General features: G+C 63.3%; 13 protein-coding genes. 8 read left to right on the forward strand and 5 right to left on the reverse strand.

Translation table 11 applies throughout. The features are described from left to right. The 3 genes from B7449_RS12860 to B7449_RS12870 form a co-directional block, all read left to right on the forward strand. Positions 1–318 (forward strand): carbohydrate porin (locus tag B7449_RS12860; protein ID WP_048883681.1); only part of this gene is annotated, 318 nt, incomplete at its 5' end. A 260-nt stretch (positions 319–578) separates the two neighbouring features. Beyond that, the gene (locus B7449_RS12865; protein WP_235721213.1) at positions 579–1,211 is read left to right on the forward strand and encodes a hypothetical protein; all 633 of its coding nucleotides are present in this window, start codon (positions 579–581) and stop codon (positions 1,209–1,211) included. 10 nt (positions 1,212–1,221) lie between these two features. Further along, a complete protein-coding gene (locus tag B7449_RS12870; protein WP_039736693.1) occupies positions 1,222–1,725 on the forward strand; it encodes a peptide deformylase in 504 nt (167 codons plus the stop codon). An 80-nt stretch (positions 1,726–1,805) separates the two neighbouring features. On the opposite strand, the gene B7449_RS12875 is transcribed toward B7449_RS12870, so the two are convergent. Then, positions 1,806–2,531: a response regulator gene (locus B7449_RS12875; RefSeq protein ID WP_039736694.1), complete on the reverse strand. Its 726-nt coding sequence runs from the start codon at positions 2,529–2,531 to the stop codon at positions 1,806–1,808. A 5-nt stretch (positions 2,532–2,536) separates the two neighbouring features. Beyond that, complete coding sequence (gene phoU, locus B7449_RS12880) at positions 2,537–3,241, reverse strand: phosphate signaling complex protein PhoU (RefSeq protein ID WP_010516282.1); 705 nt, start codon at positions 3,239–3,241, stop codon at positions 2,537–2,539. A 170-nt stretch (positions 3,242–3,411) separates the two neighbouring features. Here phoU and B7449_RS12885 point away from each other — a divergent pair, with 170 nt between their 5' ends. Continuing rightward, the gene (locus B7449_RS12885; protein WP_039736695.1) at positions 3,412–5,751 is read left to right on the forward strand and encodes a TonB-dependent receptor; all 2,340 of its coding nucleotides are present in this window, start codon (positions 3,412–3,414) and stop codon (positions 5,749–5,751) included. On the opposite strand, the gene B7449_RS12890 is transcribed toward B7449_RS12885, so the two are convergent. Both B7449_RS12890 and panB read right to left on the reverse strand, forming a co-directional pair. After that, positions 5,700–7,067, reverse strand: coding sequence for an MFS transporter (locus B7449_RS12890; RefSeq protein WP_039736696.1), 1,368 nt, complete (start codon positions 7,065–7,067; stop codon positions 5,700–5,702). The two genes, B7449_RS12885 and B7449_RS12890, sit on opposite strands and share 52 nt — an antisense overlap. Next, positions 7,064–7,894, reverse strand: a complete 831-nt coding sequence (panB, locus tag B7449_RS12895; protein ID WP_039736697.1) for a 3-methyl-2-oxobutanoate hydroxymethyltransferase — start codon at positions 7,892–7,894, stop codon at positions 7,064–7,066. Before panB ends, B7449_RS12890 begins: the two co-directional genes overlap by 4 nt. A 105-nt stretch (positions 7,895–7,999) precedes the next feature. On the opposite strand from panB, the gene B7449_RS12900 reads away from it, so the two are divergent. From B7449_RS12900 to B7449_RS12910, 3 genes are all read left to right on the forward strand, one after another. Further along, positions 8,000–8,926 (forward strand): glucosamine inositolphosphorylceramide transferase family protein, encoded by a 927-nt coding sequence (locus tag B7449_RS12900; RefSeq protein WP_039736698.1) that lies wholly within the window; start codon positions 8,000–8,002, stop codon positions 8,924–8,926. A 283-nt stretch (positions 8,927–9,209) separates the two neighbouring features. Further along, positions 9,210–10,205, forward strand: coding sequence for a hypothetical protein (locus B7449_RS12905; protein WP_039736730.1), 996 nt, complete (start codon positions 9,210–9,212; stop codon positions 10,203–10,205). Positions 10,206–10,364: 159 nt separating this feature from the next. Then, positions 10,365–12,389 carry an AAA family ATPase gene (locus B7449_RS12910; protein ID WP_039736699.1) on the forward strand — a complete coding sequence of 675 codons (2,025 nt, stop codon included), beginning with the start codon at positions 10,365–10,367 and terminating at the stop codon, positions 12,387–12,389. 128 nt (positions 12,390–12,517) lie between these two features. Here the strand turns inward: B7449_RS12910 and B7449_RS12915 are convergent, their stop codons facing one another. Next, complete coding sequence (locus B7449_RS12915; RefSeq protein WP_199858402.1) at positions 12,518–13,366, reverse strand: acid phosphatase; 849 nt, start codon at positions 13,364–13,366, stop codon at positions 12,518–12,520. A gap of 156 nt (positions 13,367–13,522) precedes the next feature. Here B7449_RS12915 and B7449_RS12920 point away from each other — a divergent pair, with 156 nt between their 5' ends. Further along, positions 13,523–13,732 (forward strand): hypothetical protein, encoded by a 210-nt coding sequence (locus B7449_RS12920; protein WP_039736701.1) that lies wholly within the window; start codon positions 13,523–13,525, stop codon positions 13,730–13,732. Positions 13,733–13,770 lie beyond the last annotated feature (38 nt).

Consider the following 13,770-nt stretch of genomic DNA (forward strand, 5'->3'; position numbering starts at 1 on the left):
GCAGGGCTTAACCTGAAAGCCCCGTTCCGGGGCCGGGACAACGACACGATCGGGCTGGGCTGGGGCATTGGCCGCGCCAGTTCGGGTGAGCGCCAGTATACCCGCAACGTGGCCCAGACCGGTACCGACAGCCTGGTGCCGGGCAATGAAAACCACCTTGAACTGACCTATCAGGCACAGGTCACGCCGTGGCTGGTGATGCAGCCCGACTTCCAGTACGTCTGGCACCCCGCAGGCGGCGGCAGCGACCCGTCCTACCCCTATCGCCGTACCGGCGATGAGGCGATTTTCGGACTGCACAGCAATATTACATTCTGATGGCCGCGCGCCCATCCCTCCCCATCCGGCCCCCACCATGCGGGCCGGGTACATCGCCCGTGCTGCTGCTGGTGGCCGTTCTGCTGTTTGCATTCGCAGCCCGTACCCCGCGCCGTCCCGAAGCCCAGACACCAAGAGAAGACAAAAGCACAGGGCGGTATTGAAAATTTACATTGTTGTGAGGTACGGGCCCCTTCTATACGCCTGAACAGACAGGCACATGGCTGGGTCCCGTGCCGCATTGCAAAAGGAAAAAACCGTTGCGCCGTCTTGTTGCTCTATGTCTTCCGCTTGGTATGGCCGCCTGCGCGCAGCATGCACCCCGCCCCATGGTGAACTACTGCCAGCAGCCCGCCGTGGAATCCGCGATCGTGGGCATTGCCAACCAGGGCGCGCCCTCCGCATCGCCCGCCACCCGGTTTGAAGACGGGACGGTCAAGAGCGCCGTCTATAACGACCACATGCAGGTCATGGCCTGCCATGGCAGCCTGGTACGCAAGGACGGCACCCGTCAGGACGGTATTGCCATCGCCCGCCTGCCGCACATGCGCACGGGATGGAAGGAAATCTGGGGCACGAGTGCCGCCAGCCATCAGTGGATATCGGATGCGGACATAGCCAGAAACAAGCAGAGCCGGTACGCCGAATATTACGCACACACGCCGCAGGCCTGCAAACCCTACGCGCATGACCTGTTCTACGGCACGCAGAAGTCGGACAAGGAAACGGAACACCTGCGCGAGACGCTGTATGACTGCCTGGCGGACCATGACGTCAAGCCGCTGCGCCCCGTATCGGGCGTGGACCATACCTACAGCCCGTTCGGCATGAACTTCTACATCCCCTATTACACCAACCTGAACGCGGACGATAACGGTCCCTTCCTGTACTGATCGCGTCGCAATGGCCATCCTGCCCATTATCCGCTTCCCCCATGCCTGTCTGGAACAGGTGGCGGCCCACGTTGATGCGACCGCGCCGGAAACGGCGCAACTGGCGCGCGACCTGCTGGAAACCATGCATGCAGCGCCGGGCATCGGCATCACGGCATGCCATGTGGGCATTGCGCAACGGCTGGTGGTCATCGACCTGCCAGACGGGGACGGCCCGCATGTCTATGCCAATCCCGAAATCATCTGGCAGTCAGCAGAAACATCGACACAGGAAGAAGGCAGCGTGTCCATGCCCGGCATCCATGCGCCCGTCACCCGCCCTGCATGTGTGAAAGTCCGTTACGACCGTCCCGATGGCACGAAAGCGGAAGATGTCGCGGATGGCCTGCTGGCCACCTGCCTGCAGCATGAAATCGACCAGATCAACGGTGTTTTCTGGCTGAAACGCCTGTCCCGCCTGCGTCGTGAACGGGCGCTGAAGCGTTATGCCAGGCTGGGACGCGACAGTCTGTAAATCATGCAAGAGTTTTTGGTGACGCGTTTTGAAAAATGCGGCCCCAGAAACTTTTATCAATGATTGATCAACGCAGCAGATCAGCCAACCTTGCCATCATCCAGCATGTAACCGCTGGAACGCACCGTACGGATCAGATCCGTCCCGCCCGTGGCGTTCAGCGCAAGTCGCAGCCTGCGGATATGGACATCCACCGTGCGCTCTTCCACATGGATCCGGTCATCCCACGCGGCGGCCAGTATTTCAGCACGCGAAAACACCCGGCGCGGATTACGCAGAAGATGCAGCAGGATACGGTATTCCGTCGGCCCCAGGGCAACGGGCGTGCCCGCGCGGCTGACCCTGCGTCCGGCGTGGTCCAGCGTTACGTCGGCAAAGCTCAGGACATCTTCCGCCTGCGTGGCAGGTGCCGCGGCACGACCCGCGCTGCGCCGCATGACAGCCCGCACACGCGCATGCAGCACATCCATGCCACATGGCTTGACCAGGTAATCATCCGCCCCGGTATCCAGCGCGTGGACGGAATCCTGTTCCTCTCCCCGCGCGGTCAGCATGATGACCGGCAGGTAACGCGTGGCCGTGGCCATGCGCAGCCTGCGGCACAGGTCCACTCCCGACAGCCCCGGCATCATCCAGTCCAGCAGCACAAGATCGGGTTTCCACTCGGTCACTTCCCGCAGGGCGTCCAGACCGTTATCCACCGGCATGACAAGATGCCCCGCCGCTTCAAGGTTGTAGGACAGCATGACGGACAGGGCGGCATCATCTTCTGCGACAAGGATGCGCAGCGGGCGGTCTTCAAGCAAGGACGCTAGCCTCCCTGCCCTGAAAACCCGCCACGGGGGCGCACGACAGGCAGAATTTCACCCGTTGCGGTATAATAGACACGCTCGGCGATATTGGTGGCATGGTCACCGATCCGTTCAAGGTTCTTGGCGATGAACAGCAGGTGCGTGCACGGGCCGATATTGCGCGGGTCCTCCATCATGTAAGTGACCAGTTCGCGGAACATGGCGTTATACAGTTCATCCACCGCCGTGTCGGACTGCCAGACTTCGCGGGCAAGGTCGGCGTTCCGCTGGCTCATGGCGTCGATCGCGCGGCGCAGGTTGTCCTGCACCAGACGCCCCATGCCACGCAGTCCGCTCAGCGAAAGGCGTGAGGATACCAGTTCGGTACGCAGCGAGCGTCGCGCAATGGAGGCGGCGCAGTCACCGATGCGTTCCATGTCTCCCGTGATCTTGAGCGCCGAGACCACTTCGCGCAGGTCCCCCGCCACGGGGGAACGCAGGGCGAGGATGCGGATGACCATCGCTTCCACATCACGTTCCAGCGTATCAACCTGGGGATCAAGGTCGGCTGCGACACCGGCGGCGTTTTCATCGCGGTCGGCAATGGCGGCGACCGCCTGCGATGTCTGCTGTTCAACCAGCCCGCCCATCCGCGCCATCATGGAACGCAGTTCTTCCAGTTCCTGTTCGTAACTGCTGACGATATGTGCTGATTCCTGTCCCACCCGCGACCCTTCCTCCCTGCCCGCACAATTATACGGGATGCGCCCGATATCAGGGCTTATGATACGCCACGTAGATATATTATATCCGTCCCGGCCTGTTCAAGACGATGTCATACCCCACCAGAATGGTACAAAATAATGAAATAAAAAGATTTCTTCAGGAACACCCCATGCCGCGCGCGCCCCGTCCCCATATTATATCCGATCCGGCCCCCGTTTCCTACCGGCGGATGCTGACAATCGCGCTGGGCACGATGCTGGGCATGGGGCCGGGCATGGCGGCGGGAAATGACAATACGCCGTCCGCCACGCCCCTCACCCGCGGCACGGCTGCACCGGCTTCTCGCGCGCCTGCCGCCCCGACGGAAAGCATGACCGTGACCAGCCGGCACGTGGTGGGCACCCAGCCCGGCGGCGGCCTGATCCGGGCGGAAGATGCGGCGAAATCCGTCAGCACCATTGGCACCGATTTCATGCGCAAGCAGGCGCCAAGCGCCACGGCCTTCGACATGGTCAGCCTGCTGCCCGGGGCCAATGTCTCCTCCTCCGACGCGCTGGGGTTTTCACCCCAGACCAACATAACCGTGCGTGGCCTGGGCGGGGATTCGCTTGGTTATGTGCTCGAAGGGATGCCGCTGAACGACATCGCCTATTACAACGGTTACCCCGGACAGTTCGCGGATACGGAAAATTACCAGAGCGTGTCGCTCGCCCAGGGGTCGGCCGATCTGGATTCGCCCGTCCTGAATGCAGCGGGAGGACTGATGAGCATGTCCCTGCGCGATCCCTCCATGCGGGCGGGGGGATATGCCGATGTCTCATACGGGTCATACAACACGAACCGGCAGTTCCTGCGGCTGGATACCGGGCAGATCGGGCATACCGGCATCCGGGGCTTCGTGTCCTATTCCCATGGTTATACCGATAACTGGCGCGGGCCGGGACATGATGAACGCCAGCATATCGACTTCAAATTCCTGCGCGAATGGGGGGCGGGCAACCGGGTATCCGTGATCGGGACATGGAACACGATGGTGGCCAGTTACTACCCGCCGGTGGACAGGGCGGACTGGCAGGCGCAGGGGCCACATGGGGCGGCCAACAACCTTGCCGCCACCTATAACCCCAATGATGCGGCAGGCGGCACGGATTACTGGCAGCTGTACCGACAGCCCGAACGCATCGCCTATATCGCGGCGCCCGCGCGCTTCACGCTGGCGGACAGCGTGCACCTGAAGGTCACGCCCTATGCGCAGTGGAGTTACGGCAACGCCCCCAGCGGCACGACCATGGGAGAGAGCGGCCTGTGCGATGGCACGGGTGGCTGCGATGAAAATGCCGTGGTGCGCGCGAACTGGACCCAGACCAGCTACCGCTCCGGCTTCAACGCCGCGCTGGACTGGCAGCTGGGCAACCATGACCTGGTGATGGGATACTGGTACGACTATTCCGATGATAGCGAGCACCAGCCCTTTACCGCCGTCAACGCGCAGGGCTATGCCGCCGACATATGGGTGGACCGGATCAGCCGCACCCTGCTGCAGCCCGATGGCCAGCAGGTGGATGCGGGCAGCTACCACATGATTTCCCAGACCAACGCGCTCTATGTCGGCGACCGGATGCATTTCCTGGGCCACCGCCTGATGGTGGATGTGGGTTTCAGGGAAGTCATGCTGGACCGCCATGGCACGACCACATCGGACGGGGTGCAGACGGCGGCAGGCAGCAATTCCGCCACCCCGCTGCCGCGCATTGCGATCCGCTACCGCATCAGCCCGCGCCACATGGTCTTTTTCAACACCACGACCAATTTCCGCACGCCAGATGAAACCGCCCTGTTCGGCGGCGTGACCGACACAGGCGTCGCCACACAGCTGAAGAACGAATATTCCGTGTCCGAAGAACTGGGCTACCGCTACAGCGGTAACCTGATTGTCGGCAGCCTGACGCTGTTCAACTATGATTTCACCAACCGCGAAATCCAGACCCAGATCGGGCAGGTGGACTCCACCATAAATGGTGGTGGCCAGACATCACGCGGGGTGGACGTGGAAATCGGGCTGAAGCCATGGCACCATTTTGCGCCCTACCTGTCGGGGGAATACCTGCATGCCACCATCGACAGTGACATCCCCTCCGCCGACGGCATGCTGGCGACACGTGGCAGAACGGCGGTAGAAAGCCCCACGCTACAGGCCTCCGCCGGGCTGAGCTATGATGACGGGCACATATTCGGCATGGCCTCCGTCCATTACACGGGGCGGCAGTACTCAACTTTCATGAATGATGAACGCATGCCCGACCATACGACCGGCAACCTGGCCATCGGATACCGCATGGATGATCATGCCGTCTTCTCCCACCCCGAATTCAGGATGAATTTCAACAATATCACCAACCAGCATTATCTGTCCGGCGTCGCGACCCCCACCCTGACCAGAGCAGATGGCCCGCAATATTACGTGGGCGGCGGGCTTGCGGTACTGTTTACCGCCTCCACCGGGTTCTGAGGGGCGAAATACCGCAGCACCACCCCACCCGCCAGCAGGTACAGCAACGCGGGCACCAGCAGGAAACCGGCATGGATGCCTGCCTGTGCATGGACCGACTGCACGCCCACGCCACTGACCAGTCCCGACGCTGCAAGCACGCCCGCCAGCAGGCTGCCACCCACATCAAACGCCATTTTCGATGCGGTGGAATTCAGCGCCCATGCCAGTCCCACGGTGTGCGTGCCCGAAAACCCGTCGCCGCCGTCCATGCAGTGCGCCAGCAGGGTAAAGCAGACCGGATTGCAGATCCCCACGCACAACCCGAACAGCGCAAGCGAGATGCCCAGCACCTCCATACGCGCGGGCAGCACATACGCCACCAGCAGCACGCCCCCCGCCGCCAGCGTGCCACCGCGCATGACCGAGGCCGTACCCCACCGCCCGGCCAGCGGCAGCGACAGGCCACACCCCGCCAGCACCATCAGGCTGACAAGACCCAGCAGCCAGCCGGCCACATGGTCACTGTCATGCAGGACATAGCGCACGTCATAGACCAGCGCGCCAAACAGGAAGGTACTGCCCAGCATGGTCAGCAGCATCGCCCCCGTCAGCCGCCGCCAGCCCCGGTTGGCCAGCAGCCCGGCAACGCGCGCGCGCGCCGTCATATCCCCCCCATCCGTCGCAACCCGTTCGTGGCAGAACCGCGATGGCAGCCACAGCAGCCCACCCACCACGCACGCCACCACGACCATGTACAGGGCAAATCCCGCCTGCCGGTCACCATGACCCAGCCAGTCCACCATGGGCAGCGTCGTGATGCTGACCAGCAGGCTGCCCAGTGTCGCCCCCACCATGCGACTGGTGGCGAGGCGCAGGCGCATGTCATGGTCCGGCGAAATCAGGCTGGTCATGGCGCCATAGGCGGTATTGACCACGCCATACGCCACGCACAGCGCCATGTAGCCCATGGCCGCGCACAGGCCACGCATGCCCACCGGCCACGCGTGCGGCAGCGGCATGAAGGTCAGCGCCACCAGCACCATGAACGGCGCAATCCCCCCGCGCAGTACGGGTATGGCCTGACGCCCCGCCGGCCTGTGGTCGATCCACAGACCCACCACCGGGTCGGTCACAAGGCTGGCCGCGCGTGCGGCCATAAGCATGAACCCCACCATCTGCACCGGCAGCAGCGAGATTTCAGTATAGAAATACGCCAGGTAGCTGAGCATCAGCCCCCAGATGATGTTGAACCCCATGTCCCCCGCGCCAAACGCCATGACCTCCGCCAGTCCGATACGGGAGACGGAGGGGGCAGCCGCGCGGGGGGCTTTCATCCCGGCAGGACTTTGCTGCGCACGCCAAAACATTCTTCCGGTCCCGGAAAGCGGCGGGTACGCACATCTTGCGCATAGCGTGCGGCGGCATCATCAATCACGCTGCCCACATCGGCATAGCGGCGGACGAAGCGTGGCGTGAACGTACCGAACACCCCCAGCATGTCGTCAACCACCAGAACCTGCCCGTCACATGCGGGCGAGGCCCCGATCCCGATAACGGGAACAGGCACGTCCGCCGTGATGTCACGCGATACGGGTTCCACGGTCCCTTCCAGCACGACGGCGAACGCACCGGCATCGGCAATGGCCCGTGCATCCGCGTGGACCTTGCGCGCCTGCTGCGCGTCACGCCCCTGCGTGCGGAAGCCACCCGCCGTATTGACCGCCTGCGGCATAAGCCCCACATGCCCGCAGACCGGGATGCCGCGCTGCGACAGGAACCGCACGGTATCGGCCATTTCCGTTCCACCTTCCAGCTTGACCGCGCCACAGCCGGTTTCCGCCATGATGCGCGCGGCATTGCCGAAGGCCTGCGCGGGTGACTGCTGGTATGACCCGAACGGCATGTCCACCACCACCAGCGCCCGGCGGGATGCGCGGACAACGGCCGCCCCGTGGGCGATCATCATGTCCATGCTGACGCCCAGCGTGTCGGACATGCCGTACACCACCATACCCAGCGAATCCCCCACCAGCATTACATCCACATGCGGGTCAAGCCTGCTGGCCATGGGCGCGGTATAGGCTGTCAGCCATACGCCTGGCACGTCTCCCTTCCGGACATCACGAATGGTCCGACGCCGGGGCTGTTCCCCATTGCCCATGCTTGCTATTCCCCTGACCTGTTCATCTGGTACGATGTCATCTGGCATATTGCAGCACATCGGTGTTTGCAAATCCGCCATCCGACACAGGCAGGGGCTGCGCAAATGGGACTTGGCCGGACCGATATATGGCAGACAGGGCTTATCCACCGGTCCATGCCCGACGTGCTGCGCGCGGGCACGCTGGCGGACATGCCGGTTACATGGCTGCCCGATCCCGGCCCCTTCCGTTTCATTGCCGACCCCTTTGGCATCTGGCACGAGGACAGACTGTACCTGTTTGCCGAAGCCTATGATTACCGGGTAAAGGTCGGGCGGATCGATGTCTTCATCCTTGACCGCACCCTGCGCGTCATCGCGCATGCGCCGGTGCTGGTGGAACCATGGCACCTGTCCTATCCCGTCATCCTGCGCGACCGGGACGGGTCGTTCCTCATGATGCCCGAATCAGGAAAAAGCGGCGTGCAGCGCCTGTACCGCGCAACCGATTTTCCCTATAGCTGGAAAGAAGTCGAGGGCTGCGCCTTTCCCGGCCCGATGATCGATGCCTCCCCCCTGTTCCATGATGGCCGGTGGTGGCTGTTCCATACCCCATGGCATGAAGAAGAACGCCCCCGCGTCGATACCCTGCATGTGGCATGGGCCGACAGCCTGACGGGGCCGTGGCACCCGCATCCCGCCAATCCGGTCCGACGCGACATACACAGCGCCCGACCGGGCGGAACGCCGGTCGTGATGGATGACGGCACGATCATCCTGCCCACGCAGGACTGCGCGCGGACCTATGGCGGCGCGATCACCCCGCTGGCCATTACCACCCTGAACACGCGCGAATTCGCGGCGCATCCCCTGCCGCCCCTGACCGCGCCACCCGCATGGCGGCCCGCGACCGACGGTCTGCATACCCTGTCCGCCGCGGGACCCGTGACACTGGTGGACGCCAAGCAGACCAGCCGGTCGGTCATCGGGCGCGCGGGCGTGGATCTTCACCGCATGGCGCGAAAACTGACCCGCCGCATGCTGCGTTACTAATAAACTGAAAAAAACATATTCATGACCGGGTCAGGAATTCTGTCATGGATTTAATGTGATATTAATTACCATTATCAAATAACATGCCTATAATATACATTAATACGGCATGTAACGATAACCTTCCCAACGCCCCGTCCCGATAACCGGGCCGATGCCGTACCCCGTGCGACCCGCCCCCATCATCCTGTGGCGCATGGATCCGGGTCATGTCGGCAACTCCGGCATGATCAGCCCGTTAACCACCGATCCTTCCGGCCCCAGATACTTCAAGGACCGTCCGATGCGTGAACCACGTACCGCCCCGGCTGCCTGGCATCTGCAGCATTCCCGTCCCGAAAGCCTGGTCAGCTATTTTGATCCATGGCAGCCCGTGGCGCGGCAGCTGGACATGCTTGCCAACCGCTTCCGGACCGTAAAGGCCCTGTGCGATGCGCAGGTGGACAGCCTGGCCACCGAACATGCGGCACTGGCGGATCTGCGCGATTCGCTTGCGTTTCACCTGCTGCGGGCCTGCGTATGGTGGCAGGTCGATTTCTCGCCCCATGCGGTGACCGGCCTGCAGGCCACCAGTTTCATGAAATACGTACGCCGTCATACCGACCGCTTCGTGGATGACGACACGCTGCTGGATGTCATGACATGGCAGCATTACATGCACCGCGCCGATAGCGGGCATATCATGGTGACCGGGACCGACCCGCTATGCCGCGGCAACACCACCATCGTGTACGGCATTGACGGGCATCGTGGCTTCCGTTTCGCCATGCAGCGCGCGGGCCAGAAGCTGGAATGGAACGACATCACCCATACGGATTTTGTCGCTTCCTGCCTGAACGCCCGCGCCCTGCACTGCCTGATCGAGACGGAATGCACCGCCATTGGCGAATGGGACCTTGCGCGGGAGGAACACATCCAGGCCTCGCGCCATTATACCCAGCATTTCCGTACGGCCACGCAGGCCAACCCGGTGGAGCGCTATGCCACGGCCCTTGACCAGCTGAGCCGCTGCCAGTCGCGCTTTGGCCGTTTCGAGTTCGAGAACATCGTCAACCACATGGCGTTTTCCGTGGTGCAGACGGCCCATGAACGCGGGATCAGCATTGCCGACATGCTGCGCCACGGGACCGACCGCACCATCAGCCCCCGAATCGCGGGCAGCCTGAAAAAACGCGCACGTGGCCATATCACCACCGGCACCGATCCCCTGCGCCACGCAGAACTTGAAGCCCTGCTGGATCAGGTTGAAACCGGCTTTGCCCTGTCAGGTCGCAGCTGATGGGCGTGGGGGAAGAGAAAACATCGTCCTTCCCCCACGACATCCGTCCCTGCACTACCTATATTCAGACAGGAGCAGCAGGAGACCCGATATATGGCGCTAGCCAAAAGCAGACGACCGGCAACACGCCGCAGGACGGTACAGCCGCGCTCATCGCGCGTGCGGGGCGAGACACGCCGCCTGCTGGAGATGCTGTGCGTGCTGCATGGTTCGATCCATCGTGGATCACGTGACGCCGGCGCGCTGGTCCGCTGCGTGGTGCAGGCCCAGCCCGACCTTGGCCTGCATGACAAGGAACTGCCCGCCGCCCCCCGCCATGACGGGGAAAACCCGCCAACCGCCACCGAATGGAAACGCCTTGGCCACGCGCTGGAAGAAGCGCGCGCCCAGCACGCGGGCGACCGGGGATACGTGGATACGTGGCTGGAGGAACTGAGCCAGGCCACCGGTCTGGGCCGCGTGGCCAGCGAGGTGCTTGGCCTTGCCATGTGCTATCGCCTGAACGGGCATTTCGAACAGTTATGGGATGACCTGTGTGAAAACCGGTCACGCGGGCCGTTCCTGTGCGAGGACATTCCCCTGCTGCACCTGCTTCTGGGGCAGGAGGAGGACGCGATCGCCACCGCGCTCGCCCCCGAGGGGCAGCTGCGCATGAGCGGCCTCATGACCGTGGACGAGGACGGCGACATTACCCTGCTGCCCCGTCTCATGGCGCTGATGAACCGCCGCGCCAGCGTGGTGGGCGACATCCGCTCCCTGCTGCTGGGGCAACCGCGTGAAGCAACCCTGCCGTGGGATGCTTTCGCCCATCTGGGCCAGCAGGCGGATATCGCGGCAAAGCTGCTGAAGGCCGCGGTCGAACAGCATGCAACGGGCATCAATATCCTGCTGTATGGGCCGCCGGGCACAGGCAAGACCGAATTCGCGGCCACCCTTGCGCGGCACATCAATGCCACCCTGTACCCCGTGGGCGAGGCGGACAGCGCGGGCGATGAGCCATCGCGCCACGAACGGCTGGCTGACCTGCGGTGCAGCACGCGGCTGCTGCGCAATACGGACTCCATCCTGCTGTTCGACGAGGCGGAAGACCTGTTCACCGCCAGCCTGTTCGACCCGCCGCAATCCTACAGCCGCGTGTTTTTCCACCGGCTGCTGGAACAGGGCGGCACGCCCGTCATCTGGACGGCCAATGACCTTGATACTCTTGGCCCCGCGATTGCGCGGCGCATGGCGCTGTGCATCGAGGTCCGGCAGCCCGGAATCGGCGTGCGCACGCGACTGTGGCAGGACATGGCGCGCGAGGAAAAGGTCGCCCTGGCACCCAACGATGCAGCCGACCTGGCCCGCGCCATTCCGGCCGCCCCGGCCATTTTCCGCAATGCGCTGCGGTCCACCCATCTGGCGGGCGGCGATTCCGCCATGGCCAGCATGATCGCGACCGGTATTGCCCGTGCGGCGGCGGGTGGCCAGATGCCCATGCCATCCCAGCCGGATGTCACGGATTACGATTCGACCCTGATCAACACGGACTGTGACCTGCAGGCCCTGACCACGCGGCTGGCCCGCCCCGGCGCGCCGCGTGCGGTCTCGCTGCTGCTGTCGGGACCGCCGGGTTCGGGCAAGAGTGCGTATGCCCGCCATCTGGCGGAACGGATGGACATGCCGGTGCTGCAGAAACGCGCATCCGACCTGCTGGACAAATATGTCGGGCAGAGTGAGCAGCAGATCGCGGCCGCCTTTGCCGAAGCCTGCGACAGCGGGGCCTTCCTGATCATTGACGAGGCCGACAGCCTGCTGGGTGATCGCCGGTCGGCGGAACGGTCGTGGGAAATCAGCCAGGTCAATGAAATGCTGACATGGATGGAACACCATCCCCTGCCCTTTGCCTGCACCACCAACCTTGTGGAAAAGCTGGACCCGGCCAGCATGCGGCGCTTCCTGTTCCGCGCCCGCTTTGACTACCTGACGGAAATGCAGGCGGCCCATGCCTTCCAGCGTTTTTTCGGAAAGGATGCGCCAGCAGGCCTGCGCCACGTCCGCACGCTGGTACCATCGGACTTTGCGCTGGTGCTGCGCCGCGCGCGCCTGCTGGATGAAGACCCGACGCCCGATGACCTGCTGGAACGCCTGAAGGCGGAAACGGCGGGACGGGACGGAACCCGGCGCATCGGTTTCCTGTCCTGACCCATTGGATGGGATGTGGGGCGGGAAAACTGAAGAACGTTTCTGGTGAAGCCTTTGGCGAAAAGCTTCAGGAAACACCGCCTTTCTGAAATAAAGGCGGCACCCGGAAACTCTTTTCAGGCAGTCTTTTATTGCGGCGGATGGGCGGCGGCATCAGCCTCGATCGCACATTCGGCCGCAGGCGGCGCCGCCATGGTCGGATGCAGCGCCGTGACTTCCGCGCGCGCTGCGTCCATTTCCTGACGGAACCCTTCATCCTGTTCCATGGCGGAATACAGCACGCCGCCATTCAGCCACGCCGCCATCACGTCACTCTGCCACTGCACGCCACATACCACCCGGCTTTCGCCAAACACCCGGGCGCGCTGCATGATCCATGCCGTCCGGTCGGGCAGGATATCGGACAGGATCAGCCCCGTAACCCAGCCCAGCGTGGCATGAAGCGACGGATAGGACGGATCCTGTTTCAGGTTGGCGCGAAGCGGGATACAGGTCGGCAGTTCCGCTTCGGTAAAGGGGCGCGGGCGGTTCCACAGCGTTTTCTGCGCATGGACGGCAGGGGTCAGGCGGTGTTCGATCCGTGTCACAAGGCCGACCAGTTCAGGCAGGCGGTCTGGCGGCAGGGTAAACCCCGCCGCACATGAAAAGGCCGAGACCATATGGGCGGGCGTATCACGATTATCCGCCTGCGCCAGTTTCCACCGCGGCGTGCCTTCCAGCACGCGGGTTGCGGCGAAAATACTGGCATCGGCCGCGCGCTGCGCCGTATCCGGGCCGGGCGGTGGCGGCAGGAAAACCTGCCCATCCGGCAGGGGTGGCCCGGCAGAGGTCTCCGCCGCCTGCGTTGCATGGTGATGCACGGCGCCTGTGCCGTGATGGTGGGGATGCGCACGGGCATCCACGGATACCGCCGTCAGCAGGGTCATCATGACAGAGGCGGCAAGGCCACCAGCCATGGCACAACGGTCAAGACGCATCTGTTTCCTGTCAGTTCACCTGTTGGCCGCATTCCACGGCCCCGTCATGCGCATAGCATGGGCGCAGGGACTGGCAAATCCCGCGCGTAACAGGTGCTGCTTCTGCGCCGCCGGGTTTTATGGCATGCTGGCACCAAAGCCCGGAGACACGTAACAATGAACCGTAGAAACCCGATATGGCCCACATCGGTCAGCCCTGTCCGCATCGGTCTGTGCGTTGTCGGGCTGACGCTGGTGGTGGTCCAGTTCTTTCATGGCCTGCACATAAGTCCCGATTCCATGCCGGGACAGGTCATGTTCCACATCGCCATGCTGGCGCTGGGGGCCATCATATTCATCGTGGGCATGTGGGGACCATCACTGTAAGACGGCATACGATGTTACAGGAAAGTTTCTGACGACGC

This window comes from Komagataeibacter intermedius TF2 (assembly GCF_000964425.1).
Taxonomy (GTDB): domain Bacteria; phylum Pseudomonadota; class Alphaproteobacteria; order Acetobacterales; family Acetobacteraceae; genus Komagataeibacter; species Komagataeibacter intermedius.